At 45.4% G+C, this 25,350-nt stretch carries 22 protein-coding genes; 16 read left to right on the top strand and 6 right to left on the bottom strand.

Annotated elements, in window-relative coordinates; translation table 11 throughout:
• Positions 1-47: 47 nt before the first annotated feature.
• Positions 48-1,499 carry an NAD-dependent succinate-semialdehyde dehydrogenase gene (locus HPC40_RS08710; protein WP_208119105.1) on the bottom strand — a complete coding sequence of 484 codons (1,452 nt, stop codon included), beginning with the start codon at positions 1,497-1,499 and terminating at the stop codon, positions 48-50.
• Between the two features lie 162 nt (positions 1,500-1,661).
• On the opposite strand from HPC40_RS08710, the gene HPC40_RS08705 reads away from it, so the two are divergent.
• Genes HPC40_RS08705 through HPC40_RS08695 form a run of 3 tightly spaced genes read left to right on the top strand, consistent with a single transcriptional unit; the run spans position 1,662 to position 6,199 of the window.
• Entirely contained in the window at positions 1,662-2,615 is a 954-nt protein-coding gene (locus HPC40_RS08705; protein ID WP_208119104.1) for a transferrin-binding protein-like solute binding protein, read from the top strand.
• An 8-nt stretch (positions 2,616-2,623) separates the two neighbouring features.
• Positions 2,624-5,020 (top strand): TonB-dependent hemoglobin/transferrin/lactoferrin family receptor, encoded by a 2,397-nt coding sequence (locus HPC40_RS08700; protein WP_208119103.1) that lies wholly within the window; start codon positions 2,624-2,626, stop codon positions 5,018-5,020.
• 21 nt (positions 5,021-5,041) lie between these two features.
• A complete protein-coding gene (locus tag HPC40_RS08695) occupies positions 5,042-6,199 on the top strand; it encodes a factor H binding protein domain-containing protein (RefSeq protein ID WP_208119102.1) in 1,158 nt (385 codons plus the stop codon).
• Positions 6,200-6,250: 51 nt separating this feature from the next.
• Here HPC40_RS08695 and HPC40_RS08690 read toward each other — a convergent pair whose 3' ends face one another.
• On the bottom strand, positions 6,251-7,114 hold the full coding sequence (locus HPC40_RS08690) for a YicC/YloC family endoribonuclease (protein WP_208119110.1): 864 nt from the start codon (positions 7,112-7,114) through the stop codon (positions 6,251-6,253).
• A gap of 117 nt (positions 7,115-7,231) precedes the next feature.
• On the opposite strand from HPC40_RS08690, the gene rph reads away from it, so the two are divergent.
• Genes rph through HPC40_RS08675 form a run of 3 tightly spaced genes read left to right on the top strand, consistent with a single transcriptional unit; the run spans position 7,232 to position 9,035 of the window.
• A complete protein-coding gene (rph, locus tag HPC40_RS08685) occupies positions 7,232-7,948 on the top strand; it encodes a ribonuclease PH (RefSeq protein WP_208119101.1) in 717 nt (238 codons plus the stop codon).
• Between the two features lie 2 nt (positions 7,949-7,950).
• Entirely contained in the window at positions 7,951-8,592 is a 642-nt protein-coding gene (pyrE, locus tag HPC40_RS08680) for an orotate phosphoribosyltransferase (protein ID WP_208119100.1), read from the top strand.
• 2 nt (positions 8,593-8,594) lie between these two features.
• Positions 8,595-9,035, top strand: coding sequence for a DUF805 domain-containing protein (locus HPC40_RS08675; protein ID WP_208119099.1), 441 nt, complete (start codon positions 8,595-8,597; stop codon positions 9,033-9,035).
• A 33-nt stretch (positions 9,036-9,068) separates the two neighbouring features.
• Here the strand turns inward: HPC40_RS08675 and HPC40_RS08670 are convergent, their stop codons facing one another.
• Together HPC40_RS08670 and HPC40_RS08665 are read right to left on the bottom strand one after the other, a co-directional pair.
• Positions 9,069-9,563: a YfbU family protein gene (locus HPC40_RS08670; RefSeq protein WP_208119098.1), complete on the bottom strand. Its 495-nt coding sequence runs from the start codon at positions 9,561-9,563 to the stop codon at positions 9,069-9,071.
• A gap of 13 nt (positions 9,564-9,576) precedes the next feature.
• Positions 9,577-10,329, bottom strand: coding sequence for an MlaA family lipoprotein (locus HPC40_RS08665; protein WP_208119097.1), 753 nt, complete (start codon positions 10,327-10,329; stop codon positions 9,577-9,579).
• Positions 10,330-10,620: 291 nt separating this feature from the next.
• Here HPC40_RS08665 and carA point away from each other — a divergent pair, with 291 nt between their 5' ends.
• The 4 genes from carA to carB are packed head-to-tail and all read left to right on the top strand — an operon-like array spanning position 10,621 to position 16,512.
• The gene (gene carA, locus HPC40_RS08660; protein WP_208119096.1) at positions 10,621-11,781 is read left to right on the top strand and encodes a glutamine-hydrolyzing carbamoyl-phosphate synthase small subunit; all 1,161 of its coding nucleotides are present in this window, start codon (positions 10,621-10,623) and stop codon (positions 11,779-11,781) included.
• Positions 11,782-11,823: 42 nt separating this feature from the next.
• Positions 11,824-12,657: a PhzF family phenazine biosynthesis protein gene (locus tag HPC40_RS08655; protein ID WP_208119095.1), complete on the top strand. Its 834-nt coding sequence runs from the start codon at positions 11,824-11,826 to the stop codon at positions 12,655-12,657.
• A gap of 50 nt (positions 12,658-12,707) precedes the next feature.
• Positions 12,708-13,316 carry a GNAT family N-acetyltransferase gene (locus tag HPC40_RS08650; protein ID WP_208119094.1) on the top strand — a complete coding sequence of 203 codons (609 nt, stop codon included), beginning with the start codon at positions 12,708-12,710 and terminating at the stop codon, positions 13,314-13,316.
• A gap of 1 nt (position 13,317) precedes the next feature.
• Positions 13,318-16,512, top strand: a complete 3,195-nt coding sequence (gene carB, locus HPC40_RS08645; protein WP_208119093.1) for a carbamoyl-phosphate synthase large subunit — start codon at positions 13,318-13,320, stop codon at positions 16,510-16,512.
• Between the two features lie 33 nt (positions 16,513-16,545).
• Here the strand turns inward: carB and argE are convergent, their stop codons facing one another.
• Complete coding sequence (gene argE, locus HPC40_RS08640; protein ID WP_208119092.1) at positions 16,546-17,688, bottom strand: acetylornithine deacetylase; 1,143 nt, start codon at positions 17,686-17,688, stop codon at positions 16,546-16,548.
• Between the two features lie 131 nt (positions 17,689-17,819).
• Between argE and argC the strand changes: the two genes are divergently transcribed.
• Genes argC through crcB form a run of 6 tightly spaced genes read left to right on the top strand, consistent with a single transcriptional unit; the run spans position 17,820 to position 22,526 of the window.
• On the top strand, positions 17,820-18,821 hold the full coding sequence (gene argC, locus HPC40_RS08635; RefSeq protein ID WP_208119091.1) for an N-acetyl-gamma-glutamyl-phosphate reductase: 1,002 nt from the start codon (positions 17,820-17,822) through the stop codon (positions 18,819-18,821).
• Entirely contained in the window at positions 18,821-19,597 is a 777-nt protein-coding gene (gene argB / locus HPC40_RS08630) for an acetylglutamate kinase (RefSeq protein WP_208119090.1), read from the top strand. Before argC ends, argB begins: the two co-directional genes overlap by 1 nt.
• A 21-nt stretch (positions 19,598-19,618) precedes the next feature.
• Complete coding sequence (argH, locus tag HPC40_RS08625) at positions 19,619-20,998, top strand: argininosuccinate lyase (RefSeq protein ID WP_208119089.1); 1,380 nt, start codon at positions 19,619-19,621, stop codon at positions 20,996-20,998.
• The gene (locus tag HPC40_RS08620) at positions 20,998-21,303 is read left to right on the top strand and encodes a DUF2288 domain-containing protein (RefSeq protein WP_208119088.1); all 306 of its coding nucleotides are present in this window, start codon (positions 20,998-21,000) and stop codon (positions 21,301-21,303) included. The genes argH and HPC40_RS08620 overlap by 1 nt, the downstream gene beginning before the upstream one ends.
• A gap of 11 nt (positions 21,304-21,314) precedes the next feature.
• On the top strand, positions 21,315-22,133 hold the full coding sequence (locus HPC40_RS08615; RefSeq protein ID WP_208119087.1) for a Cof-type HAD-IIB family hydrolase: 819 nt from the start codon (positions 21,315-21,317) through the stop codon (positions 22,131-22,133).
• A gap of 18 nt (positions 22,134-22,151) precedes the next feature.
• Positions 22,152-22,526, top strand: a complete 375-nt coding sequence (gene crcB, locus HPC40_RS08610) for a fluoride efflux transporter CrcB (RefSeq protein ID WP_208119086.1) — start codon at positions 22,152-22,154, stop codon at positions 22,524-22,526.
• A 46-nt stretch (positions 22,527-22,572) separates the two neighbouring features.
• Here crcB and adhE read toward each other — a convergent pair whose 3' ends face one another.
• On the bottom strand, positions 22,573-25,203 hold the full coding sequence (gene adhE, locus HPC40_RS08605; protein WP_208119085.1) for a bifunctional acetaldehyde-CoA/alcohol dehydrogenase: 2,631 nt from the start codon (positions 25,201-25,203) through the stop codon (positions 22,573-22,575).
• Positions 25,204-25,350 lie beyond the last annotated feature (147 nt).

Below are 25,350 nucleotides of genomic sequence, written 5' to 3'. Positions count from 1 at the left end.
AATATACAAAAAAGCCACGCATAGCGTGGCTTTGAGCAAAACATAAATTAGATTTTTACGCAGATATATTTTAGCTCCATAAACTCCTCAAGCCCTTGTCGAGCACCCTCTCGTCCGATACCCGATTGCTTAATACCGCCAAATGGTGCGATCTCTGTTGATACCAACCCTTCATTAACACCTACGAGCCCGTACTCTAATGCCTCACTGGCTCGCCAAATGCGAGAGTAATCTTGGGTAAACAGATAAGCGGCTAGACCAAATTCAGTGTCATTTGCCATAGCAATGACCTCTTTTTCCTCATCAAACGCAAAAATAGGTGCAAGCGGTGCGAAGGTTTCTTCCTTAGCCACTGCCATTGCTTGAGTTACACCAGAGAGTACGGTAGGCTCAAAAAAAGTCTGTCCTAAGGCATGGCGTTTGCCGCCGCAATGTAATGTTGCCCCTTTAGCTAATGCATCTTGAATGTGGCTTTCCACTTTTTCGACCGCACTTTGATTGATTAACGGCCCTATGTCGGTGTTATCACTAAATGCGTTGCCTATGCGTAACAACCGCACTTTTTCGACAAGTTTCTGAGTGAATGCAGGCAGAATACCACGCTGTACATAAATGCGGTTAGTGCAAACACAGGTTTGCCCTGCATTACGGAATTTTGAGGCAATGACGCCTTCCACCGCATTATCTAAATCGGCATCATTAAAAACAATGGCGGGGGCGTTACCGCCGAGTTCAAGTGCAACTTTTTTTACACTGCTGGCACATTGCGCCATTAACATTTTTCCGACCCGTGTTGAGCCTGTAAAGGTTAATTTTTGCACATCAGGGTGTTCACTGAGTATTTTCCCGACGCGTTCAGCTTGTGTGGTCGGCAAAACGTTAAAAACACCTGCCGGAATACCTGCTTGTTGTGCAAGTTCTGCCAGTGCTAATGCGGAAAGTGGTGTTTCAGGCGCAGGCTTTAACACCATTGTACAGCCTGCAGCGAGTGCGGGGGCGGCCTTACGCGTGATCATGGCATTGGGGAAATTCCACGGCGTAATCGCTGCTACCACCCCGATAGGTTGTTTTAAAACTAAAATGCGGCGATCGGACTTGTCTTGCGGGATAATTTCACCATAAGCACGTTTACCTTCTTCGGCAAACCACTTGATGAAACTCGCACCATAAGCTATTTCCCCCAAACTTTCTTTTAGTGGCTTGCCTTGCTCGAGGCTTAAAATTTCTGCTAATGTTTGCTGATGAGTCATGATCAGGTCATGCCACGCCATCAAATAGTCTGACCGCACTTTTGCGGGTAATGCTGCCCATGATTGTTGTGCAGCTTTTGCACTGGCAATAGCACTTTCAGCATCAAGTTCGTTACAATCACTGACCTGTGCAATTTCGTCGCCAGTGGCAGGATTATATACCGCAAAGCGTGCTCCACTGTTGCTGGTCATAAATTTTCCGTTGATATAACTGTCCGTTTTAACAAGCGGTAATTGTGATAATGTCATTATTTTTATCTCCCATGTTATCCTCATCTTAGTTTACGACGATAGTCAAGAGATTGCGAATTTATCTCCGTATTCACTAATTAACCACCTATACGCGAACCGCACTTTATAATTTTCTATTGCAAATAATAATTAATATCATTATTATTTGATGGCTTGAGTATGTTAGTAAATAAACCTAAGGATATTGCATTTATGCCGAAACACACATCACTTTCAATTTTTGTATTTTCAATAATGTTGGCTTCCTGTTCTGGAGGTAGTGATGTTAATCCGCCCACAACAGTGGCCGATATTCCAACGGCCAAACCGTTTACTGAAAAACAGCGATTAGATGCAGTCCATAACATTGAGCCAACGTATGGCAAAGTGTTTTTTATTCAGTCTGATTTTAAAGATGAATTTTCATACGATAATGCGGAAGGATTTGCCTATCAGACACCAGATGGCAAAGTGTATCGTTTTAGCGCCTTTGCGACAATGATTGTGCCATCAACTTATACTGGACAATCACTTGCAATGCGTACGAAACATGCCATGCAACCACTAGATAATGGTGGGCAGTTATTTGTCTGCTGTGAAGGTAGCCCAAATCGTAATGCCTTTCCTGCTATGTGGACGGGAAGTGATTTTCGCTATGGTGTTTATGTTTCTCCTCAAGGTGTGCCTGATTACTTTGTGGGTGGCAATATTGCGGATAAAGATAAGTTCAATCATTGGGCAGATAAAGGCTCAGCAAGCTATGAAGTGTTAGCTGTGCGTTATCGCAATAAGAATGTGGCTACATCGGCTTATACACCAGCGGGAGCTTATAACAATAACGAATCAAAAGTGCGGTCGCTGCTGGTTGCGGATTTCGATCATAAAAAACTAGACGGTACGATTATTGGAAATGATGATTTTGGTGGCGATATTCATTTTACTGATGTTGCTATTAAAGACAATACGTTTAGCGGAACAGTCGAATCAGAGGGGCATCAAGGGAATGTTAATGGTGCATTTTTTGGTAATACGAGTTGGGGAGCATTCCATGTAGGCGACAAAATTGGCGGTAAAACGGAATTTGAGGACCGTGATCTTAATGCTGCATTTGGTGGTTCACAGGTTGAAAATTGAGGTTAATCATGCAAAAGAAATTCGCATTATCAGTAATTAGTACCGCACTTTTATTGACTTTTTCCGTACACGCAGAGGAGAAACTTGACACGATTGTAGTCGAAGGTGAACACAATAGGCAAGCGGAACAACTTAATGAAAAACTTGGTGAGGTAAGCACGACACGTTCACAGCTTGACCGCACTTTAACACAAGATATTCACGATATGGTTCGCTACAATCCTGGTGTGAGTGTAGTTGAAGGGGGGCGTGCAGGCTCTAACGGCTTTAGTATTCGTGGGGTTGATAAAGATCGGGTTGCGATTAATGTTGATGGGTTGCCACAGGCAGAAAGTCGCTCATCAAGCGCGTTCCAAGAACTGTTTGGTGCATATGGTAATTTTAATAGCAACCGAAATGCGGCAGAGCTGGAAAATATCCAGTCGGTTACTATTAAAAGAGGGGCGGATTCTCTAACGTCAGGCAGCGGCGCATTGGGTGGAGCTGTGAATTATGAAACCAAAATGGCAAAAGATTTTCTTAAGGATAAACCTTATTTTCTTAGTGCTAAAGGTGCATATAGTGGTAAAAATCGTGAATGGATGCGTTCGGTAACAGCTGCGGCTGAATACAATGGTGTTGATGCGCTGGTTGTATTAACTCGTCGAGATGGACATGAAGTGAAAAACCACAGCAATAATGTCAGTGAAGTCGTACAAGATGAAAATAGTGTGTATAACCCAGCAGGTGGCAGTGGATATTTTGGGGCTATTGGCACAGTTCGAGGGGAACCCGATCCACAAGATTATCATGCTAAAAGTGGTTTAGTTCGCTTAGGCTATCATTTTAATCAGCATAATTATTTAAATTTACTGTTTGAAGATTATCGTAAAGACAGTTATACCAAAGAATATTCTAACCTTTGGTCAGCTGATTGGCAGGGCAAGCCAAGTAATGAAGTACGAAAACGTAATGATGTGAGTTACCGCCAACGCTACGGTGTTGAGTTTGAAAATACGGCAGAAAACACGTTGTGGGATAAGTTTAATATTAAGTTTAATCATCAGCAGATCAATATGGATACCATGAGTTGGGACATGGCTGAAGATATGAGCAAAAGTCCAGCGGGCATTAATAGTGAAGTATATTATATTTATCGCAGCATTAAGCAAACCCTTGATCAAGGCAAGCTCACAGCGGAAAAATTATTAACATTTAATGATTGGTTATGGCAAATCAGAACAGGAGTGAGCGTTGGGCGTTCTCGTAATGAAAATGAAAATTTGTCTTATTTTGTACGAGCGTTTGATCCAAGTATAAAAACAACCAATACAGGGGAAGAAGAGTTTTTAATTGAGGCAAAATCACATAATCGCAGCCTATTTTGGGATAATACCTTTCTTATTGGTGAAAAACTCAAACTCAATGCAGGCATACGGTATGATTGGATCAAGAGTCAACCATTAGCAAATGATAAATTTATTACCGCTATGGCGGATTTAAAATTACTTAATCGCCAAGCTAAATTTCAAGCGATAAGTCAAGGGCTCTCATTTAGTTATCAATTACCCTATGGGTTTAATTTTCTTGGAAAATATAGTTCAGGATTTCGAGCACCAACGACAGATGAAATTTGGTTTAACTTTCCACACCCCGATTTTTATGTGAAAGCAAATCCTGATTTAAAAGCGGAAAAATCCCATAATATTGAATTTGGTCTTGCAAACCAAAGTGAGTGGGGCTATGGACAGCTTTCTACTTTTTATACACGTTATAATAATTTCATTGATTTTGCTTACCTTGGTAAACAAAGTGTGCCATTTTGGGATTCTGTCAATAACAAGTGGCGTAATGAAGATGCTCCTGCGTATCAAAATGTTAATCGCTGTAAAGCCGAAGTTGCAGGCATTGAGTTTAGTGGACATTTAGAACTTGCACCACTCGGTGCACCACAGGGATTTTATACCGCACTTAATGCCAGTTATACCAAAGGACGGCAGTTGCATGATTCAGGTGTGTATATTCCATTAAATGAATTAGATCCATTTAGTGGCACGCTTGGGTTGGGCTATCAGCATCCAGAGGATAAGTGGGGTTTGGCAACACATATTACCTATACTGCGGTCAAGAAATTAGTAGACACGTTTCATAATGACAGTGATGTTTATAAGCCTTGGCCTTATACAACACATTCACGCCATTACACGACGGTAGATATTAGTGGACATTACAAATTGAATAAGCATCTCACTATGCGTGCTGGTGTATTTAATTTATTTAACCAACGTTATTACACGTGGAATTCATTGCGCAGCATTCGTGAATTCGGTACGGTAAATCGGATCGATAATAAGACCCATGCGGGCATAGGGCGGTTTACCGCTCCTAGCCGCTATTTCAGCTTTATGATTGAAGCAACTTTCTAACCACCATTTTAAGGAGCAGACATGTTTAATTTACCCAAAAAAACCGCACTTTGTATTTTAGTTGCACTTGGAGCAACGGGATGCTTGTCAACCAATAATGATCAAGCACCAGAAAAACAACCCATAAATACCGCACAACAAGAGAGTAAAGAGAAAGGTAAACAAGCCGATACTAACGATAATGCTAATGCAAAAGAGGAAAGTGCGGTTAATCCAGATGTCTCAAAACCGACGACTGACGTTTCAACGGAAGTTGATAACACTAAAAAAGACGACAACGTTAGCGATGCTTCTGAGGACTCGGCCGCTAATGACAATACAGATACTTCACTCAATACAGGTGATACATCGGCAAATGATAATACGCATGATACAACGGATAATAATGCAGATAGTCCAGCACCAACCGTTGAGCCAGTTGTTGAAAAAACAGAAGATGATATCACGCGGGAAAAAGTTGCTGCATTCACACAGCGTAATTATCAAGAGAGTGCAAAATCATTACAAGCTCAGAACTATGATGGAGAGCCTCGTTACTATTCAGCTGATGTCAATGTTGAGATGGGGGATGGGACTTCAATCAATGTAGAAAAAGAAAAAGGATTTGTGAATTTACCACTCGGGGATTTTATGCTACCTACGCATGGTCGCGGTAATTATCGTAAAACAGAGTATGGTTATAATAATGTTTATTCCACCATCTTTTTCTCAGATTTTGATGCTAGAACCGCAGCAAGTGTTTATGGAACCCGATTAAATGAGCTAAATGAACTTCCTCAAGACGGTGTTGCGAAATATTATGGGAAATTTAAAGGAGCGAATGCACTTAATGGTAATGTGGTGCTTAATGCAAATTTTGCTGATAAGACCCTAGATGGAAAAATTATCGAGCTCAAAGACGCTAATGCGAGTATTCCTGATATTATTTTAGAAAAAGCCAGTATTAAAAGTGTGACAGATCCATGGTCTTTTGATGATGCAAGTGAAGTTGTGTTTGAGGGGAAAGCAACAGGGGGAAAATCTGAGTGGCAAGATATTAGCTATAAAGGACACTTTTATGGTCCAACGGGTGAAGAAGCCGCTGCTAAGTTGAGTACTGAGGTAGAGAAAGACTATAACGGTTATAAATACAAAGAAAACACAGCAATTGGAGTATTTACGACCACCCGTGATGAATAATAGCATCATTATGCCACATAAAATTAAAACAGCACGAATGTGCTGTTTTTTCTATTCAATATTCTGAATTTGTTCGCGCATTTGTTCGATTAAGACTTTTAACTCAACAGCGGCATTAGTGGTTGTGGTATTGATGGACTTTGAGGCTAATGTGTTTGCTTCTCGATTGAGTTCTTGCATCATAAAATCCAGTCTGCGGCCCACTGCTCCGCCTTTTTGTACGATGTTATGGATTTCTTTTACATGCATTTCAAGGCGGTCGAGTTCTTCTGCAACATCAATTTTTTGTGCCAGCAGGACCATTTCTTGTTCCAGACGTTGAGGATCAGCTTGCAGTTGAATTTCATTAAAACGTTGTTGTAATTTTGTGCGTTGCCATTGCAAAATGTCTGGCATTTGCGACCGCACTTTTGCAGTTTCTTGCTCAATGGCGAACAGGCGTTGTTCAATGGCATCGCGTAGTTTTTCACCTTCACGGGCTCGTGTTGCAATAAAATCATCTAGCAATGTTTCAAATCCGACGAGCAAATCATGGCTGATTTGATCCATATCGTGTTCTGGTGTTTCTATTACGCCAGGATAGCGTAGCACATCCATCAGGTTGATGTTGCCTTCGCCTGCTTGCGTTTTCAGCCAGTGCAAGGATTGCACAATTTGCGTTGCTAAGGTCTGATTAAGCTGTAGTTCAACCGCACTTTGGTTTTTTAATTCAAGGCGTAAGCTGCATTCTACTTTGCCACGAGTGATGCGTTGACGCACTTTTTCTCGTAGCGTATTTTCTAACGCACGCACGGTGTCAGGCAGACGAAAAAAGTTTTCTAAAAAACGCTGGTTCACGGATCGAATTTCCCAGACTGCATTGCCCCAGTTATGTTGTAGTTCAATGCGTGAAAATCCTGTCATACTGTAAATCATCATATTTTTCCTGTTTTTTATAAATATTAGCCATTGTACTGATAATTTCCTGCGCTGTCAGTGGCGAATATGGTTTGACGTGGTAGAATAGAACAATTTTGTGTTTAGGAGAGTGTAATGCGACCACATAATCGAGAAAATCATGCCACCCGCCCAATTACGATCACCCGTAATTATACCAAGCATGCTGAAGGCTCGGTGCTCATTGAATTTGGTGAGACAAAAGTATTGTGCAATGCCAGTATTGATAATAATGTGCCCCGTTTTTTGAAAGGGCAGGGGCAGGGCTGGATTACCGCAGAATACGGTATGTTGCCACGCTCTACGAATGTGAGAATGCCACGAGAGGCGGCGAAAGGTAAACAAGGTGGGCGTACGCTGGAAATTCAACGTTTGATTGGGCGTTCATTGCGCGCCATGATTGATTTAAATGCACTGGGTGAGCGTACCATTACCGTTGATTGTGATGTGATTCAAGCCGATGGCGGCACGCGTACGGCGGCTATCAGTGGCGCATGCGTTGCGGTGTGTGATGCGATTCAACATTTAATCGATAATAACGAATTGAAACGTAATCCCATCAAGGGGCTAATTGCGGCAATTTCGGTTGGCATTGTTGAGCAGACCGCACTTTGTGATTTGGAATATGTGGAAGATTCCAACGCAGATACAGATATGAATATCGTGATGAGTGAAGATGGACGCATTATTGAAATTCAAGGCACCGCAGAGGGCGAGCCATTTAGTGTCGTGCAATTAGAGCAATTGCTTACCCTCGCTAAAGGCGGCATTGCGCACATTATGGATAAACAACGAGACGCACTGGGTAAGTAATTATGCAACAATATAAACGTGATTTTATTGAATTTGCGCTAAATTGCGATGTGTTAAAATTTGGCGAATTTACCTTAAAGTCAGGGCGCATTAGTCCTTACTTTTTTAATGCAGGGCTGTTTAATACAGGGCAGAATTTAGCAAAATTGGGCGAATTTTATGCCGCTGCGATTATGGCACATAAATTGGATTATGACGTTATCTTTGGGCCTGCTTACAAAGGTATCCCGATTGCCACGACCGTCGCCGTCGCACTGGCAAATCAATTTGGCTGTGATAAGCCTGTTTGCTTCAATCGAAAAGAGGTCAAAGATCACGGGGAAGGCGGCAATTTGATTGGTGCAGCCTTATCTGGCAAGGTGTTATTGGTGGACGATGTGATCACGGCAGGCACTGCCATTCGTGAATCTATGGCGATTATTGAGACCAATCAGGCCATGTTAAGTGCGGTGATCATTGCACTTAACCGTCAAGAGCGTGGTAGTGGCGTATTATCATCGATTCAAGAAGTGGAGCAAGAATACGCCTGTCAGGTATTTTCGATTATTACTCTTGATGATTTGATGCAGTTTATTGCCCACGATTCGCGCTATATGCATTATTTACCGAAGATGCAGGCTTATCGTTCACAATATGGAGTATAAACATGAATGCAGGGCAATATTTTGTTTATTGTTTAAAACACACATTTGATTATCAAGGGCGGGCAAGACGCGCAGAATACGGCTGGTTTTTGCTTATTAGCATCATCATTAATCTTGTATTGGGCTGGGTGCAACAAGGTACGGATTTGGCATTGGTACAAATTCCGTTGGGGATTTTTTCCATTTGGTTAACCCTTTCAGGCATTGCGGTTACAGCACGTCGTTTGCATGACTTGGGGTTTTCAGGATGGTGGCAATTGATCCCGTTATTGCCACTTGTGTTAATGGGTGTTATCGCATGGGTGTTTAAGCCAGACGTTGGCATGATTTATGCAATATTGGCATTCTTATGGTTTGCTATGCTGTTGGGATTTCAGATGTTTATTCTCTTCAAGTCAGGGCAACCTTTCTCTAACCGTTTTGGCGAAAATCCGAAAGGCTAATGTAAAAGTGCGGTTAGACCGCACTTTTTAGTTTTACGCATTTAGCACTTGTTTAATTTCCGCTAAACTCAAATGGAACTTGCGTGGGCATTGATTCCAAGCATCAAGCATTTTGATGTATTTATCCCACATTGGTGTTTGTGCATCGCAGCCATTCGGGCATTGTACCAACTCACGGTAGTTTTTATCGGTTTGTGCTACAAAGCCGAGGTAATTGAGGTATTTTTTCTCACGAATAGCGCAGTAACCTAAAAATTTCAAACGATGTGACGTTAAATCACCTTTATCAGCAAGGTTGTTATAAGACACTTGCAAGGCTTGATACATTTCGAGCGTATCACGTACTGTAATACATTCTTCTTCACTTAACTCACTGAAATCTTTATATAACTCTTTCATTTCGAGCTTGTAGCCACCTTGAATAATGCGTTGCATACGTTTATATTCGGCGGCATTATCTTGGTCTAGACGTGCCATTAATTCATATTGATTGACTAAAATCAGGCGTTGGGTCAAGGTAATTTCCATTTATTAATCCTTATTAATCTACATCGTTGAGTATGTCGTTTGAAAGTTGTTCTTGGGCAGGTTTTTCACCGTTGCCGTCATGAATTTTAAATTCTAAATTTTGAAAGTAGGCTTCACGCACTGTTAAATAGGGATCTTGTGCTTGTGCTAAAATAGCATCTTGACTGAGCAATTTGGCACGAGCGTCCACGGCTTGAATGCCTATTTTTAGCCATGACCATGGCCCTAACATGGATAATGTTGGATAGGTGTAGTCAACTAGACGTCCAAGATCTTGGCGTGGCGTGGCAGGGCCGTAAAGTGGAAGCATAACATAGGAGCCTGTTCCCACTCCCCAAGTGCCTAAGGTATCACCAAACGTACGCTTATTTGTGATTTGCAATGGTGGGCTGGCACTGGCAATATCCATAAAGCCAAATAAACCAAAAATGGAATTGAGCCAAAAACGGTTAAAATGCACCATTGCTTTTTGAAATTCGCCTTCGAGTAAGCGGTTAACAAAGCTGGCAGGCTCATCAAGGTTATTTGCTGCATTCGTCAGTGCCGTAGTGAGTGGTTTTGGCACGTGATTTTTCCAGCCTTGTGCAACGGGTTTTAATAGGTATGGATCAGCGACTTTATAGTTAAAATCCCACATAGCGCGATTAAATTGTTGCAATGGGTCAGGGCGTTCGCCTGTGATAGGATCAATTTGTGATGAGCAGCCACTCAAGGCCCCCATCAACATGAGCCCGCAGAATAGTGCTTTTCCTTTTGATAAAAACATTTATCACCTCACTTCTTTATTTTAGTTATTTTAGCAAGTTTGAGCGTAAAGCACAGCATAAAATTTCAGCGTGATTTTTACTTGCATGTTAATAAAATGTTTTGCATAATAATTCAATATTTTTGAATAAAAATTTATTACAGGTAAGGCTTGAATTCTGTAATGTTGTCCATTACAATAATTTGCTCAATTTTGCTACAGTTGTAGCCGTTCAGATACCTATCTTGAATAACGTTGGGCGTTGAGCTTTGCTCTTAACACACAATCACAACATCATTCAGGGAGAGCGTTATGTCTGAACCTGCTATCTTAGTGCTTGCCGATGGATCGGTTTTCCATGGCACAGCGATAGGTCATCTTGGGGTGAGCGTCGGCGAGGTCGTGTTTAATACGGCAATGACAGGCTATCAAGAAATTTTGACCGACCCTTCTTATACTAAACAACTTGTCACCTTAACTTATCCGCATATTGGTAACACAGGCACTAATGATGAAGACACCGAGTCTAATCACGTTTATGCCAGCGGGCTAATCATTCGTGATTTACCGTTAATTCACAGTAATTTCCGAGCAACGCAAAGTCTAAGTGACTATTTAAAAACAAATAACGTGGTCGCTATTGCCGATATTGACACTCGTCGTTTAACACGTTTATTGCGTGATAAGGGTGCACAAGCAGGTTGTATTATGGCAGGTGAGGTGGATGAGCAAAAAGCGCTTGAGCTTGCGAAATCGTTTGGTTCAATGGCGGGTAAAGATCTTGCAAAAGAAGTCAGTTGTGCGAAGCCTTATGAATGGACGCAAGGACAGTGGGCATTAGGGCAAGGTTTTAGCCAGCCATTAGGTGCACGTTTTCACGTGGTTGCGTATGATTTTGGCGTGAAGCACAATATTTTACGCATGTTGGCGGAGCGAGGCTGCCGCATTACTGTGGTGCCAGCACAAACGCCAGCGTCAACCGTGCTAGCGTATAATCCTGACGGCATTTTTCTTTCGAATGGACCAGGCGATCCCGAGCCGTGCGAGTATGCAATAGAGAATATCAAAACACTATTAAACAGCAAAAAACCGCTCTTTGGGATTTGCCTTGGTCATCAACTGCTTGCCTTATCGGTTGGTGGCAGAACACGCAAAATGGTGTTTGGACACCATGGAGCGAACCATCCCGTGCAAGATCTTGACAGTCAGCAAGTGTTTATTTCCAGCCAAAATCACGGCTTTGAAGTGGATGAAACGAGCTTGCCCGATTATGTGCGCATTACCCATCGTTCATTATTTGATAATTCGGTGCAAGGATTGGAACTGACCACACAATCGGCGTTTTCATTTCAAGGGCATCCTGAGGCAAGTCCAGGACCACATGATTTGAGCGGTTTGTTCGACAAATTTATCCAAGAGATGGACAGGCTCCGCCACACTCACACAGCGGCAAGCTATGTGGTGCGGTACTAAACCTAAAGTGCGGTCAGTTGCGCGATAAAAGGAAGCCATGTTATGCAGACTTACGCCTATGTCATCGTCAACGTCTTTGCAGAAAGCCATTTTGGGGGGAATCCGTTAGCGGTTTTCCCCGAAGCGGATGGGCTATCACAAGAGACTATGGAATTGATCGCACGGCAGTTTAATTTATCGGAAACTGTGTTTGTGCAACAAGCGCAACAACAAAGTGCGGTCAAAACATTACGTATTTTCACCCCAGCGTATGAGCTGCCCTTTGCTGGGCATCCGACATTGGGCGCGGCTTTTGTGTTACACCAACGGCTCAATTTGCCAGATCATTATCTGTTAGAAACGCAAGCAGGAATGGTGGAAATTACTCATCAAAATGAACAGGTAACATTTGGTCTGCGTCATCCCGTGTGTATCACGCCAAGTGTCATTTCGCCTACTGAAATGGCGAATATGTTAGGCTTAATGCCTGAAAATATTGTCGGGGATGTGGTCAATGTGGATACGGGTAGCGTGCAAACGTTAGTACAATTGGACAGTGAAGACGCAGTAACACGTTGCAATATTGCGACCGCACTTTTCTTACCGTACTTTGCTCATCACGCTTTGTATGTGTGGTACGAAAGTCAAGGGCAAGTGACATCACGCTTGTTTTTCGCACAACAAGGGGCGGTGTTAGAAGATCCTGGAACAGGCTCTGCTGCGGCGAATCTCGGCGGCTGGGCAATCAAACATCAGCGTGCGCCATTGGCGTGGCAAATTGCGCAAGGGGATGTGATAAACCGCCCGAATCGGCTGAGTTTGAAAGTGGATAACGAGAACACCATTTGGGTGGGCGGAAAGGTCATCGAAGTGGCAAATGGTACGTTTTTGGTTTAGCTATTGGGTTAAAACCGCACGTTGACTGAAGTGAATGAAAAAGGACGATTATGCAGCAACAGTTTGATACTCCCGTCATCTTAAGCGATAGCAAAGTGCGGTTACGCCCACTGCAAGCACAGGATGTTGACGCATTTATACGCATTGCAAAAGATTGCCCACACACGTGGCGTTACTCGTTGGCGAACCCTGCGCAAAGTGAGCAGGCGATGCGAGATTATATCCAAACCGCACTTTCAGCCAAAGAACAAGGTGTAGCATATCCCTTTACGGTTGAGCTTTATGACACAGGTGAGGTGATCGGTAGCACCCGTTTTTATGAGATTGACCCATCACGTCAAAGCTTGGCGATTGGTTACACTTGGTTACATGAAAAAGAACGAGGAACGGGCATAAATAAACGTATGAAGTGGCTTATGTTAGATTATGCTTTTCGCCAACTTCAACTAGCACGCGTGGCATTTTATGCCGATGCACGCAATGAAGTGAGCCTTAACGCGATGAAAAGCATCGGCTGTATACTCGAAGGTGTACTACGTGAAAATGTGCAAGCGCCAGACGGCACTCGCCGCAACTCCGCCGTGTTGAGCATATTGGCTCACGAGTGGGAAGACAAATTACGCACGCAATTATTAGCAAAAATTAAAGGAAATCAGTGAGATGCCAAAACGTACAGACATAAACAGTATTTTAATTATCGGAGCAGGGCCGATTGTGATTGGGCAGGCGTGCGAGTTTGACTACTCTGGCGCGCAGGCGTGTAAGGCGTTGCGGGAGGAGGGCTACCGTGTGATTTTGGTCAACTCCAACCCCGCGACCATTATGACCGACCCGAATATGGCCGATGCCACTTATATTGAGCCGATCCGCTGGGAAACGGTGGAAAAAATCATTGAACGTGAACGACCTGATGCCATCTTGCCAACCATGGGCGGGCAGACCGCACTTAACTGCGCCCTCGATCTTGCAAAACAGGGCGTGTTGGAAAAATACGGCGTGGAACTCATTGGTGCCAGCGAAGATGCGATTGATAAAGCCGAAGATCGTGGGCGGTTTAAAGAGGCAATGGCGAAAATTGGCTTAAACACGCCAAAATCCTTTGTGGCACATACCTTTGAAGAGGCTTGGCAGGCGCAAAGTGCGGTTGGTTTTCCAACGCTGATTCGTCCATCATTCACTATGGGCGGCAGTGGCGGCGGGATTGCCTATAACCGCGATGAATTTCAAGCGATTTGTGAACGCGGCTTTGATGCCTCGCCAACCCATGAGTTGCTGATTGAGCAATCGGTATTGGGCTGGAAAGAGTATGAAATGGAAGTGGTGCGTGACAAGGCGGATAACTGCATTATCATCTGCTCGATTGAAAACCTCGACGCCATGGGCGTGCACACGGGGGATTCCATCACCGTCGCGCCTGCACAAACTTTGACCGATAAAGAATACCAAATCATGCGAAACGCTTCGCTGGCTGTGCTACGGGAAATAGGCGTGGATACGGGCGGCTCGAATGTGCAATTTGCCGTTAATCCTGAAAATGGCGAGATGATCGTGATTGAAATGAACCCGCGCGTAAGTCGCTCTTCTGCGCTAGCCTCCAAAGCCACAGGCTTCCCGATCGCCAAAGTGGCGGCGAAGTTGGCGGTAGGTTACACCCTAAACGAGCTGCGCAATGACATCACAGGCGGGCTAATTCCAGCCTCGTTTGAGCCATCGATTGACTATGTGGTCACCAAAGTGCCTCGCTTTGCCTTTGAAAAATTCCCGCAAGCGGACGATCGCCTTACCACCCAAATGAAATCCGTCGGCGAGGTGATGGCGATGGGGTGCACTTTCCAAGAGTCTTTACAAAAAGCACTGCGTGGGCTGGAGACAGGTATTTGTGGCTTCAATCTCAAAACGGAAGACACCGAAAAATTGCGCACCGAGCTTTCCAACCCTGGCCCTGAGCGTATTTTGTATGTCGCTGATGCGCTGGCGAGTGGCTGGGATATTGATGAAGTCTATCATTACAGCAAAATTGACCCGTGGTTTTTAGTGCAAATTCGCGATTTGGTGCTTGATGAGTTGGCATTGGAGAAAAAAACGCTCTCTGATCTCGATTACCACGAATTGCGTCGCTTAAAACGCAAAGGATTCGCGGATAAACGCATTGCACAGTTGGTGAAATGCGATGAAAGTGCGGTTCGTGCTAAGCGTCATGAGCTTGGGCTGCACCCTGTATATAAACGTGTGGACACCTGTGCCGCGGAGTTTACGTCCGATACGGCGTATCTCTATTCTACCTATGAGCAAGAGTGCGAAGCGCGCCCAACGGATCGCAAAAAAGTGATGATTTTAGGCGGTGGTCCGAACCGTATTGGGCAAGGGATCGAGTTTGATTATTGCTGTGTGCATGCCGCTCTTGCGCTGAAAGAAGCGGGGTTTGAAACTATTATGGTCAACTGTAACCCTGAAACCGTCTCCACGGATTTTGATACCGCCGATAGGCTCTATTTTGAACCCTTGACCTTGGAAGAAGTGTTGGAAATTGTACGCATTGAAAATCCGTTTGGCGTGATTGTGCATTACGGCGGGCAAACACCGCTCAAACTGGCGAATGCATTGCATGAAAATGGCGTACGCATTATTGGCACCTCAGCCGATAGTATTGATGCCGCGGAAGACCGTGAACGCTTCCAGCACATTTTACAGCAATTGAACTTAAAACAGCCAGAAAACCGCATTGCACAGAGCAGTGAACAAGCCTTGACGCTAGCGCAAGAGGTGGGTTATCCGCTGGTGGTGCGCCCGTCTTATGTGCTTGGTGGGCGGGCGATGCAAATTGTCTATAACGATGAAGAATTGATGCGCTATATGCGTGAGGCGGTCAAGGTCTCTGACGATAGCCCAATTTTGCTCGACCACTTCCTCAACGACGCGATTGAAGTGGATGTGGATTGCATCTGCGACGGGCAAGCGGTGGTTATCGGCGGGATTATGCAACACATTGAGCAAGCAGGCATTCACAGCGGTGATTCTGCCTGCTCGCTGCCGCCGTATTCCTTAAGTGGTGAGATTCAAGATGAAATTCGTCGCCAAACTGTCGCAATGGCGAAAGCCTTGAATGTGGTGGGCTTGATGAATGTACAGTTTGCCGTGAAAGATGGCACAGTTTATGTACTGGAAGTTAACCCGCGTGCCTCACGCACGGTGCCGTTTGTTTCTAAAGCGACAGGTGTGCCACTGGCAAAAATTGCTGCCAAAGTGATGGCGGGCATTTCGCTTGTCGAGCAAGGCGTGCTGACAGAAACGATACCGCACTTATATTCTGTCAAAGAGGCGGTATTCCCGTTCATCAAATTCCCAGGTGTTGACACGATATTAGGGCCAGAAATGCGTTCTACTGGGGAAGTAATGGGCGTAGGCGAAACCTTTGCTGAAGCCTTTGTGAAAGCGCAACTCGGTGCAGGTGAGCGTTTGCCAGCATCAGGTAAAATTTTCCTCTCTGTGGTGGATGGTGATAAAGCGAAATTGGTGCCATTGGCGAAGCAGTTACAGCAACTTGGCTATGGTTTGTGTTCCACCCGCGGCACTGCACAATTCTTGCGTGAGCAAGGCTTAGGCGTGCAAATCGTCAACAAAGTGCGCGAAGGTCGCCCACATATCGTTGATGCGATCAAAAATAGTGAGATTGCGATGATCATTAACACCGCTGGCGCACAGCCTGAATCGGTCGCGGATAGTCATTCCATTCGCACCAGTGCGTTGCAAATGCGTATTCCGCTTTACACCACGATTGCAGGCGGGGAGGCATTGAGCCAAGGATTGGAAAGTTTACAACACACGCACGTTTATCGCTTGCAGGATATGCACTAAAACATGAAAGTGCGGTTAGACCGCACTTTTGTGTTACCCACAGAAATGTTGGATCAATTTGGCAAGTAACACACGAGTCGGCTCGATGAATTTGGCATCGAGAAATTCATCGGGTTGGTGGGCTTGCTCTATGGAGCCAGGACCGAGCACCAAAGTGGGGCATAGTTCCTGAATAAATGGGGCTTCGGTGCAGTAGTTGACGGTTTCGGCCTTTTCGCCGACCAGTTTTTCCACCACCTGCACTGCCTGCGCACTGTGCTCGCATTCATAGCCTGGGATCGGCTCATAAAGTGCGGTCAATTGCACCCGATCGCCCCAGCGTTCCATCAGTGGGGCGAGTGCTTGTTGCATCATGTCGTTTAAGTCTTCCAGCTTCAAATTCGGCAGCGGGCGAATGTCGAATTGCAGCTCGCAGCAGGCGCAAATACGGTTGAGGGCATCACCACCGTGAATGTTAGCAAGGTTCATGGTTGGGTAAGGAATGGCAAATCCGTCGTGATGAAAGTGCGTTTTGAGATGATTGCGTAAATCAATCAGCTTAGCAGTGGCTTCGTGCATGATCTCGAGTGCGTTCACGCCTGCATCAGGATCACTGGAATGCCCCGATTTGCCTGTTACCCGAATCGCATTGCCGATGTAGCCTTTATGCGCCCGAATTGGTTTTAATGATGACGGTTCGCCAATAATGGCGCAGTCGGGGCGAATGTGGGCGTGCTTGGCGAAGGTGCGTGCACCGATCATCGTTGTTTCTTCATCCGCTGTCGCCAAAATGCGTAGCGGCTTTTTGAGTTGCGTTAAATCCAGCGTGGCGAGCGTATCCACGATAAAGGCGAAAAAGCCTTTCATATCGGCGGTGCCGAGGCCATAAAATTTACCGTCTTTTTCGGTTAAGGTGAATGGATCGCTATTCCAACGTCCTTCATCAAAGGGAACAGTGTCGCTATGCCCTGCAAGTAACAAGCCGCCATCACCTTGTCCATAGGTGGCGAGCAAGTTGAATTTGTTGCGTGCATTGTCAATGGGCAGAATGTCGCATTGAAAGCCGAGCGTTTCTAACCACGTTGCCAGTGTGTCAATAAAAGTGCGGTTGCTGACATCTTCACTTTCCACAAGGCTGGATACGGTGTTTTCGGCAATTAATGTGCGGTAAAGTGTAAGAAATGGGGGCAGTTGCATAAGGTCTCCTTCATCAATGAGGATACCAACATACTCAATTTTGCCTCAGCTCGCAATAAAATTTCGGCGAGTGTGGCAATATCAGTAAAATTGGTTACAATACGGAAAATCAATAAAAAAGAGGGCTTGAGATGTTAAATGCAGTGATTATTGGCGCAAGTGGCTATACTGGTGCAGAGCTTGCACGGATTTTAACTCGCCACCCCAAATTTGAGCTAACCGCACTTTATGTTTCACGCCAAAGTGCGGATGCCAACAAACCACTCAGTGTGCTTTACCCGCATTTAGCGAACTGTGTTGCGTTGAACTTGCAGCCACTTGACGACGTTGCCGCTGTTGCGGACAGTGCAGATGTGGTGTTTTTAGCCACCGCTCATGAGGTGAGCCACGATCTTGCACCGCACTTTTATGCCAAAGGTTGCCAAGTGTTTGACCTCTCAGGTGCGTTTCGGGTGAATGATCGTGATTTTTACCCGCAATTTTATGGCTTTTCACATCAATATCCTGAATTGTTAAAAAGTGCGGTTTATGGCTTACCTGAGTGGACGGGGGAGCACCTTCGACAGACAAATTTGGTCGCCGTGGCAGGGTGTTATCCAACGGTTTCGCAGTTAAGTTTGAAGCCACTCATTGAGGCGAATTTACTGGATGAAAACACCTTGCCTGTGATTAATGCCGTAAGCGGCGTGAGTGGCGCGGGGCGCAAGGCGAGCTTGAAGAGCAGTTTTTGCGAAGTGAGCTTGCAGCCTTATGGTGTGTTCAGCCATCGCCATCAGCCAGAAATCGCCACACATCTTGGGCGGGAAGTGATTTTTACACCGCACTTAGGGAATTTTAAGCGGGGTATTTTAGCCACCATTACCGCCAAATTGGCTGCGGGCGTGAGTGAGGCACAAGTGCAAGAGGCCTTTGAACACGCTTATGGGAATGCACCATTGGTACGCCTTTGCCGTGAATTGCCCGCGGTGGCACAGGTGCAACATACGCCGTTTTGCGACATTGGATTTCGTGTGCATAATGGGCATATCATTATCGTGGGGGCAGAGGATAATTTATTGAAAGGGGCGGCGGCACAAGCAGTGCAGTGCGCGAATATGCGTAATCAATTTGAACAAACACTAGGATTATTTTAATGCAAACATTGGTGCTAAAAGTCGGCGGTGCATTGCTCGACAACCCGCAGGCGATGGATAATCTCTTGACCGCACTTTGCACGTTTCGCCAGCACTCACGACGCGATGTGGTCATCGTACATGGCGGCGGCGTGGTGGTGGACAATTTAATGGCACAACTCAACTTGCCTGTGCGTAAAAAGCACGGCTTGCGTATAACGCCATCGGATCACATCAACCCTGTGGTGGGAGCGTTAGCGGGCACGGCGAACAAAACGCTACTTGCACAGGCATTACAGAAACATCTCAACGCAGTTGGGCTATGTTTGGGCGATGGGCATATGACGCACGCTGTGCAAATTGATGTGGATTTAGGGCATGTTGGGCAGGTTGAACCTTATGATGCAACACTATTGCGCACGTTGCTCCATGCGGGATTTTTACCGTTAATCAGCTCTATTGGCATGGATAGTCGTGGTCGGCTGATGAATATTAATGCTGATCAAGCGGCTGTGTGTGTGGCGAAATTATTGCAGGCGCAGTTGGTATTTTTATCCGATGTTGAGGGTGTACTGGATAGCACAGGGCAATGTATGCCACATTTAACGCGCACACAAATTGATGCCTTTATTCAAGACGGTGTGATTCGTGATGGTATGGCGGTGAAAGTGAATGCTGCGTGGCAGGTGGCGTATGATTTGGGGCAGCCTGTTATCATCGCGAGCTGGAAAAATAGCGACAAGTTGACCGCACTTTTGGCGGGTGAGCCAATTGGCACAATGATTCAAGCAAATTAATAATAAAAGAGGATAACGATTATGGCATTATGGGGTGGGCGTTTCACTCAAGCAGCGGATGTACGTTTTAAACAGTTTAATGATTCCCTGCGTTTTGATTACCGACTCGCTGAGCAAGATATTGAAGGCTCAATTGGGTGGTCAAAGGCTTTGTTGAATGTGGGCGTATTGAATGCACAGGAGCAACAGCAATTACAAACCGCACTTGAGCAGTTGCACCGTATTGTAGCGGAAAATCCAGAGATCATTTTGCAAGATGAGCATGAAGATATTCACAGTTGGGTGGAGAGCAAACTGATTGAGCGCGTGGGCGATTTAGGCAAAAAATTACATACAGGACGTTCACGCAATGATCAAGTCGCATTGGATATTAAGTTGTGGTGCAAACAGCAGGTAACAGCGTTGCAAAAAGCGATCCGCGCATTGCAACGCCAATTAGTCAGCACCGCCGAAAAAACACAAAGTGCGGTTATGCCAGGTTATACCCATCTGCAACGTGCGCAGCCCGTCACGTTTGCGCATTGGTGTTTGGCGTATTTTGAAATGCTGGATCGCGATTATTCTCGCCTGCGTGATGCCTATCAACGGATGAATACTTGCCCGTTAGGCTGCGGTGCATTAGCGGGTACAGCCTATCCCGTTGACCGTGAACAGCTCGCCCGTGATCTTGGCTTTGCTTGCGCTACTAACAACAGTTTGGATACGGTATCTGATCGTGACCATATTTTAGAATTGCTCTCCATTGCTAGCATCGGTCAAGTGCATCTTTCACGTTTTGCGGAAGATTTGATTATTTTTAACAGCGGCGAGGCAAATTTTGTGGAATTGTCTGACCGTGTAACGTCAGGTTCATCATTAATGCCGCAAAAGAAAAACCCTGATGCCTGTGAGTTGATTCGTGGTAAAACAGGGCGTGTAGTCGGCGCATTGACAGGTATGTTGGTCACGATGAAAGGGTTGTCGTTGGCATATAATAAAGATATGCAAGAAGACAAAGAGGGGATTTTTGACGCATTGGATAGCTGGCATGCATGTTTGGATATGGCGGCTTTGGTGCTGGATGATATTAACGTGAATGTAGAAAAAACGAAAGATGCTGCCCTTAAAGGTTATTCCAACGCCACAGAATTGGCAGATTATTTGGTTGCTAAAGGCATTCCGTTTCGGGATTCACACCACATCGTGGGTGAGGCAGTGGTGTATGCTATCAGTCAAGGCAAAGCATTGGAAGAATTGAGCGTGCAGGAGTTTCAGCAGTTTAGCGATGTGATAGGTGAGGACGTTTACACCGCACTTTCATTAGATTCATGCCTTGCACAACGTTGTGCAAAAGGTGGTGTTGCACCTGAGCGTGTTGCTGAGGCGATTGCCAATGCAAAAGTGCGGTCGGAGCAGGATTAATGCAAAACGATTCATTAGAAGAGCTCGATCTTAACCAAGAGATTGCCAAAATTCACTGGCACGAGTTGCAGGTGCATTTTGCCCGTGGGCGAGTGGTTTATGTTGCGCCAGAATTGGATTTGGTCGCATTGGGGCAGCAGATGCTAAATGATGACAGTGCGAGCATCGCCGCATTGATTGAACAAGGGAAAATCCATGCGGTGACCGCTGAACAGGCGCAGTGCTTTTATGCAGAAAATCACGAGCTGTGGGCGGTGGTGTTGCCGCCGTGGATCTTGGTGCAGGAAATCATCACACAGCAATAACAGGAGAATTTATGGCGTTTAATAACACATTTCGCGCGGTGGTGTCGGATTTGGACGGCACGCTACTGAATGCCCAACATTCTGTGGGTGATTTTACCATTGAGACGTTGCAACGCCTTGAACGCCAAGGGGTTGATATTGTGCTTGCCACTGGACGCAGTTACCCTGATGTGGCAGGCATTGTTAAGCGTATTGGCTTACAACGCGGTGTAATGATTACCGCGAACGGTGCACGAACACATGATATTTCAGGGAATTCGCTTGATGCGCACTTTCTGCCAGATGCTGTCGCACAAGCGTTGCTTCAAGTGCCGTTTGATCGCCAAAATGTGGTCATGAATACCTATCAAGATGGGCAGTGGTACATCAACCAAGCCGTACCAGAATTTGAGCGTTATTTTACAGATTCAGGCTATGGCTATAATGTGGTTGATTTTGCAACGCATTCACTACACACCTGTGAAAAAGTCTTTTTTATCGCGCGTGAGCCTGAATTTCTTGTGCCAATAGAGCAACATGTACAAGCGCAATTTGGGGACATTGTGAGTATTACCCACTCTGGCCCACGTTGTGTTGAGTTTATGCACAAAGGCGTAAGTAAAGCGGCGGCCTTGACCGCACTTTTGGCGCAGCGAGATTATACCCTTGCAGAGTGTGTTGCGTTTGGTGATGGGCTAAATGATTTGGCGATGTTGCAAGCGGTGGGGCGTGGTTGCATGATGGGTAACGCTGACCCACGTCTGAAAGCGCAGGCGAGCGGGGTGGTGCAGATTGGCACGAACAGCAATGAGTCTGTCGCCAGTTATTTGCGTGCATTGTTTGGGGTATAACCGCACTTTGGAGGAAAAATGAAACTGGTGTTGCTCATCGCGTTGGGTGCCAGCATTGGGGCGGTGTGCCGCTGGTTGCTCTCGTTGTGGCTGAATCCACTTGGCGAGCAATTTGCCGTTGGAACATTGCTTGCCAATCTCATTGGGTGCTTTATCATTGGGATAATGATGGCCGTATTTTTTACGCACCCCAACATCAGTGCGCAATGGCGTGTTTTTATTGTTACGGGCTTTTTAGGGAGCTTAACCACGTTTTCGTCATTCTCAGGTGAAGTGCTGGAAAAATTACTCAGTGAGAAATGGCTGAATGCCTTTGGCGTGATGGCGATACATTTAGGCTTGGGGCTTGCGTGTACCGCACTTGGTTATGGGCTTTGGCGTTGGTGGCACTAAAATAAAAAAACCGCACGTTAAAGTGCGGTTTTTGTTTGCCAATAGATTACTGGCGTTTTTCAGGGCCGTAGTAGGCATCAGTTAAGATCTCTACCATATCATCGACTAACGGCAAACGTGGGTTAGCTGGTGAGCATTGATCTTCAAATGCCAACAGCGCAATATCACGCCGTGCATCAAGCCATGTTTTTTCATCAATGCCTTGTGCTTTAAACGACATCTCAATGCCGACTTTCTCTGCCAGTTCAGTACAGGCCTTAGCGAACGATTCTACCCCTTCCGCCGGTGTGCTGGCTGGTAGGCCAAGCATTTTAGCGATATCTTGATATTTCACATCCGCTTTGTAGAAGTTGTATTTCGGCCAGGTCGCCGTTTTTTGAGGGCGTGTACCGTTATAACGGATCACGTGCGGCATTAAAATCGCATTGGTGCGCCCGTGTGGGGTGTGGAAATGCCCACCGATTTTGTGTGCTAATGAATGGTTCATGCCCAAAAACGCATTAGCAAATGCCATACCCGCAATGGTGGACGCATTATGCATGCGCTCACGCGCTTCTGGATCTGACGCACCATTTTTCACAGACCGTTCTAAGAATTCAAACACCAATTTAATGGCTTGCAGTGCTAAGCCATCAGTGAAGTCGTTGGCAAGCGTTGATACATACGCCTCAGTTGCGTGGGTTAATACATCAAGCCCTGTATCTGCGGTGACTTTCGCAGGTACAGTCATCGTGAAAGAGGAATCCACGATCGCCACGGTTGGGGTGAGTGAGTAGTCAGCGATTGGATATTTTTTGTCCCCTTCCGTAATCACCGCAAATGGTGTGACCTCAGAACCCGTCCCCGACGTGGTTGGAATGCCAACAAAACGTGCTTTGCGACCTAATTCAGGGAATTTAAACGCACGTTTGCGAATATCCATAAATTTTTGTACTAAATCGCGGAAATCCACTTCGGGTTGTTCGTAGAACAGCCACATCACTTTCGCTGCATCCATCACGGAGCCGCCGCCGAGCGCAATAATGGTATCAGGGCGGAAGCTGCGTAATAGCTCGGTGCCACGGCGTACAGTTTCAATGCTCGGATCAGGCTCAACATCAGCAAATAATTGATAGGTTACACTATTGCGGCGAAGGTTTAATTGAGCGACCACTTTTTCCACAAAACCGAGATCGACCATTGAACGATCGGTGACGATAACCGCTTTTTCTACCCCTTTCATGGATTTTAAATACTGAATTGAGTCACGCTCAAAGTAGATTTTCGATGGCACTTTAAACCATTGCATATTATTTCTCCGTCTGCCCACACGTTTAATATTTAAAAGATTGACCGCACTTACATTATTGCCGACGGAGTTTTTACCGTATGTTCCGCAGCCGAGTGTCAACGATGGCAAGAACGAGTTATACACATCTCCAATGCCTCCAAAGGTGGATGGCGAGTTCCAAATCACACGGATGGCTTTCACTAATTTGCCAAAGTTTTTGGCAAGTTCTGCATCTTGGGTATGAATGGCAGCCGAATGCCCAAGTCCGTGGAATTCCACCATTTGTTCAGCCATTTTCAAGCCTTCTTCGGTGCTATTGGCTTTTAAAATGGCCAACACAGGCGAGAGTTTTTCGCGTGTTAGTGGCTCTTTTGGCCCGACTTCTGCGCAGACTGCGGCTAATATGTTGGTCTTTTTAGGGACTGAAAATCCTGCTTGCTCGGCGATCCAATGTGCGGATTTGCCTACCACATTTGGATTAAGTTTTGCACCACCGCAGTTTTGGCTATTCGCTTTTGCTCCAAAAATAAATTCCTCCAACAAGGCTTTTTCTTTTTTATTAACAAAATATACACCGTAGGATTTCAGCTCTGCGATGAAGTCGTCATAAATTTCTTTGTCAATGATGGCGGCTTGCTCACTGGCGCAGACCATACCGTTGTCAAAGGATTTGGACATCACAATATCGTGTGCAGCTTGTTGAATATTGGCAGATTTTTCCACATAAGCAGGCACGTTACCTGCCCCCACGCCAAGGGCAGGTTTGCCGCAAGAATAAGCTGCTTCCACCATCGCATTTCCGCCAGTTGCCAAAATGGTGGCAATGCCAGGGTGTTTCATCAATGCGTTAGTGCCTTCCATAGATGGGGTTTCAATCCATTGAATACAGTTTTCAGGCGCACCCGCTTTCACTGCGGCATCATAGACAATGCGTGCGGCATGTGCGGAGGATTGTTGTGCTGATGGATGGAAGGCAAAAATGATGGGATTGCGTGTTTTAAGGGCGATTAAGGATTTAAAAATGGCGGTAGAAGTCGGGTTAGTCGTTGGTGTAACACCGCAAATAACCCCAACGGGATCGGCAATTTCAGTGATGCCAGTAACATCGTCTTCACTGATGACGCCCACCGTTTTCAAATGGCGCATATTATTCACCACATATTCGCAGGCGAACAGGTTTTTGGTGGCTTTGTCTTCAAACACGCCCCGCCCAGTTTCTTCCATTGCGTGCATAGCAAGTGTGCCGTGTTGATCTAAGGCGGCGACAGAGGCTTTGGCAACAATGTAATCCACTTGTTCTTGATTCAATGTGCGAAATTGCTCTAAGGCTGCTAAACCTTTTTCAACCAAGTGATTAACTTCGGCTTGTGCTGGGCTGATGTCAGCCGTTTGCATGGCTTTTTTCATTGTTTTCTCCTAAAAGTTTATGAATTATTTTACTGAAAAAAATTATAAAACGAGGAGGTTAAACGTGTCAGCTCATCTCTACCCATAAAGTGTGATTTAGATCAATAAAAATGAAAACTTTTGCCATTGCATAAAAGGGAAAAGACA

The sequence above is a fragment of the Spirabiliibacterium falconis genome (assembly GCF_014885015.1).
Taxonomy (GTDB): Bacteria; Pseudomonadota; Gammaproteobacteria; order Enterobacterales; family Pasteurellaceae; genus Spirabiliibacterium; species Spirabiliibacterium falconis.
The sequence above is the reverse complement of the archived record's forward strand: the minus strand, read 5'-3'. Positions and strand labels throughout refer to the sequence as shown.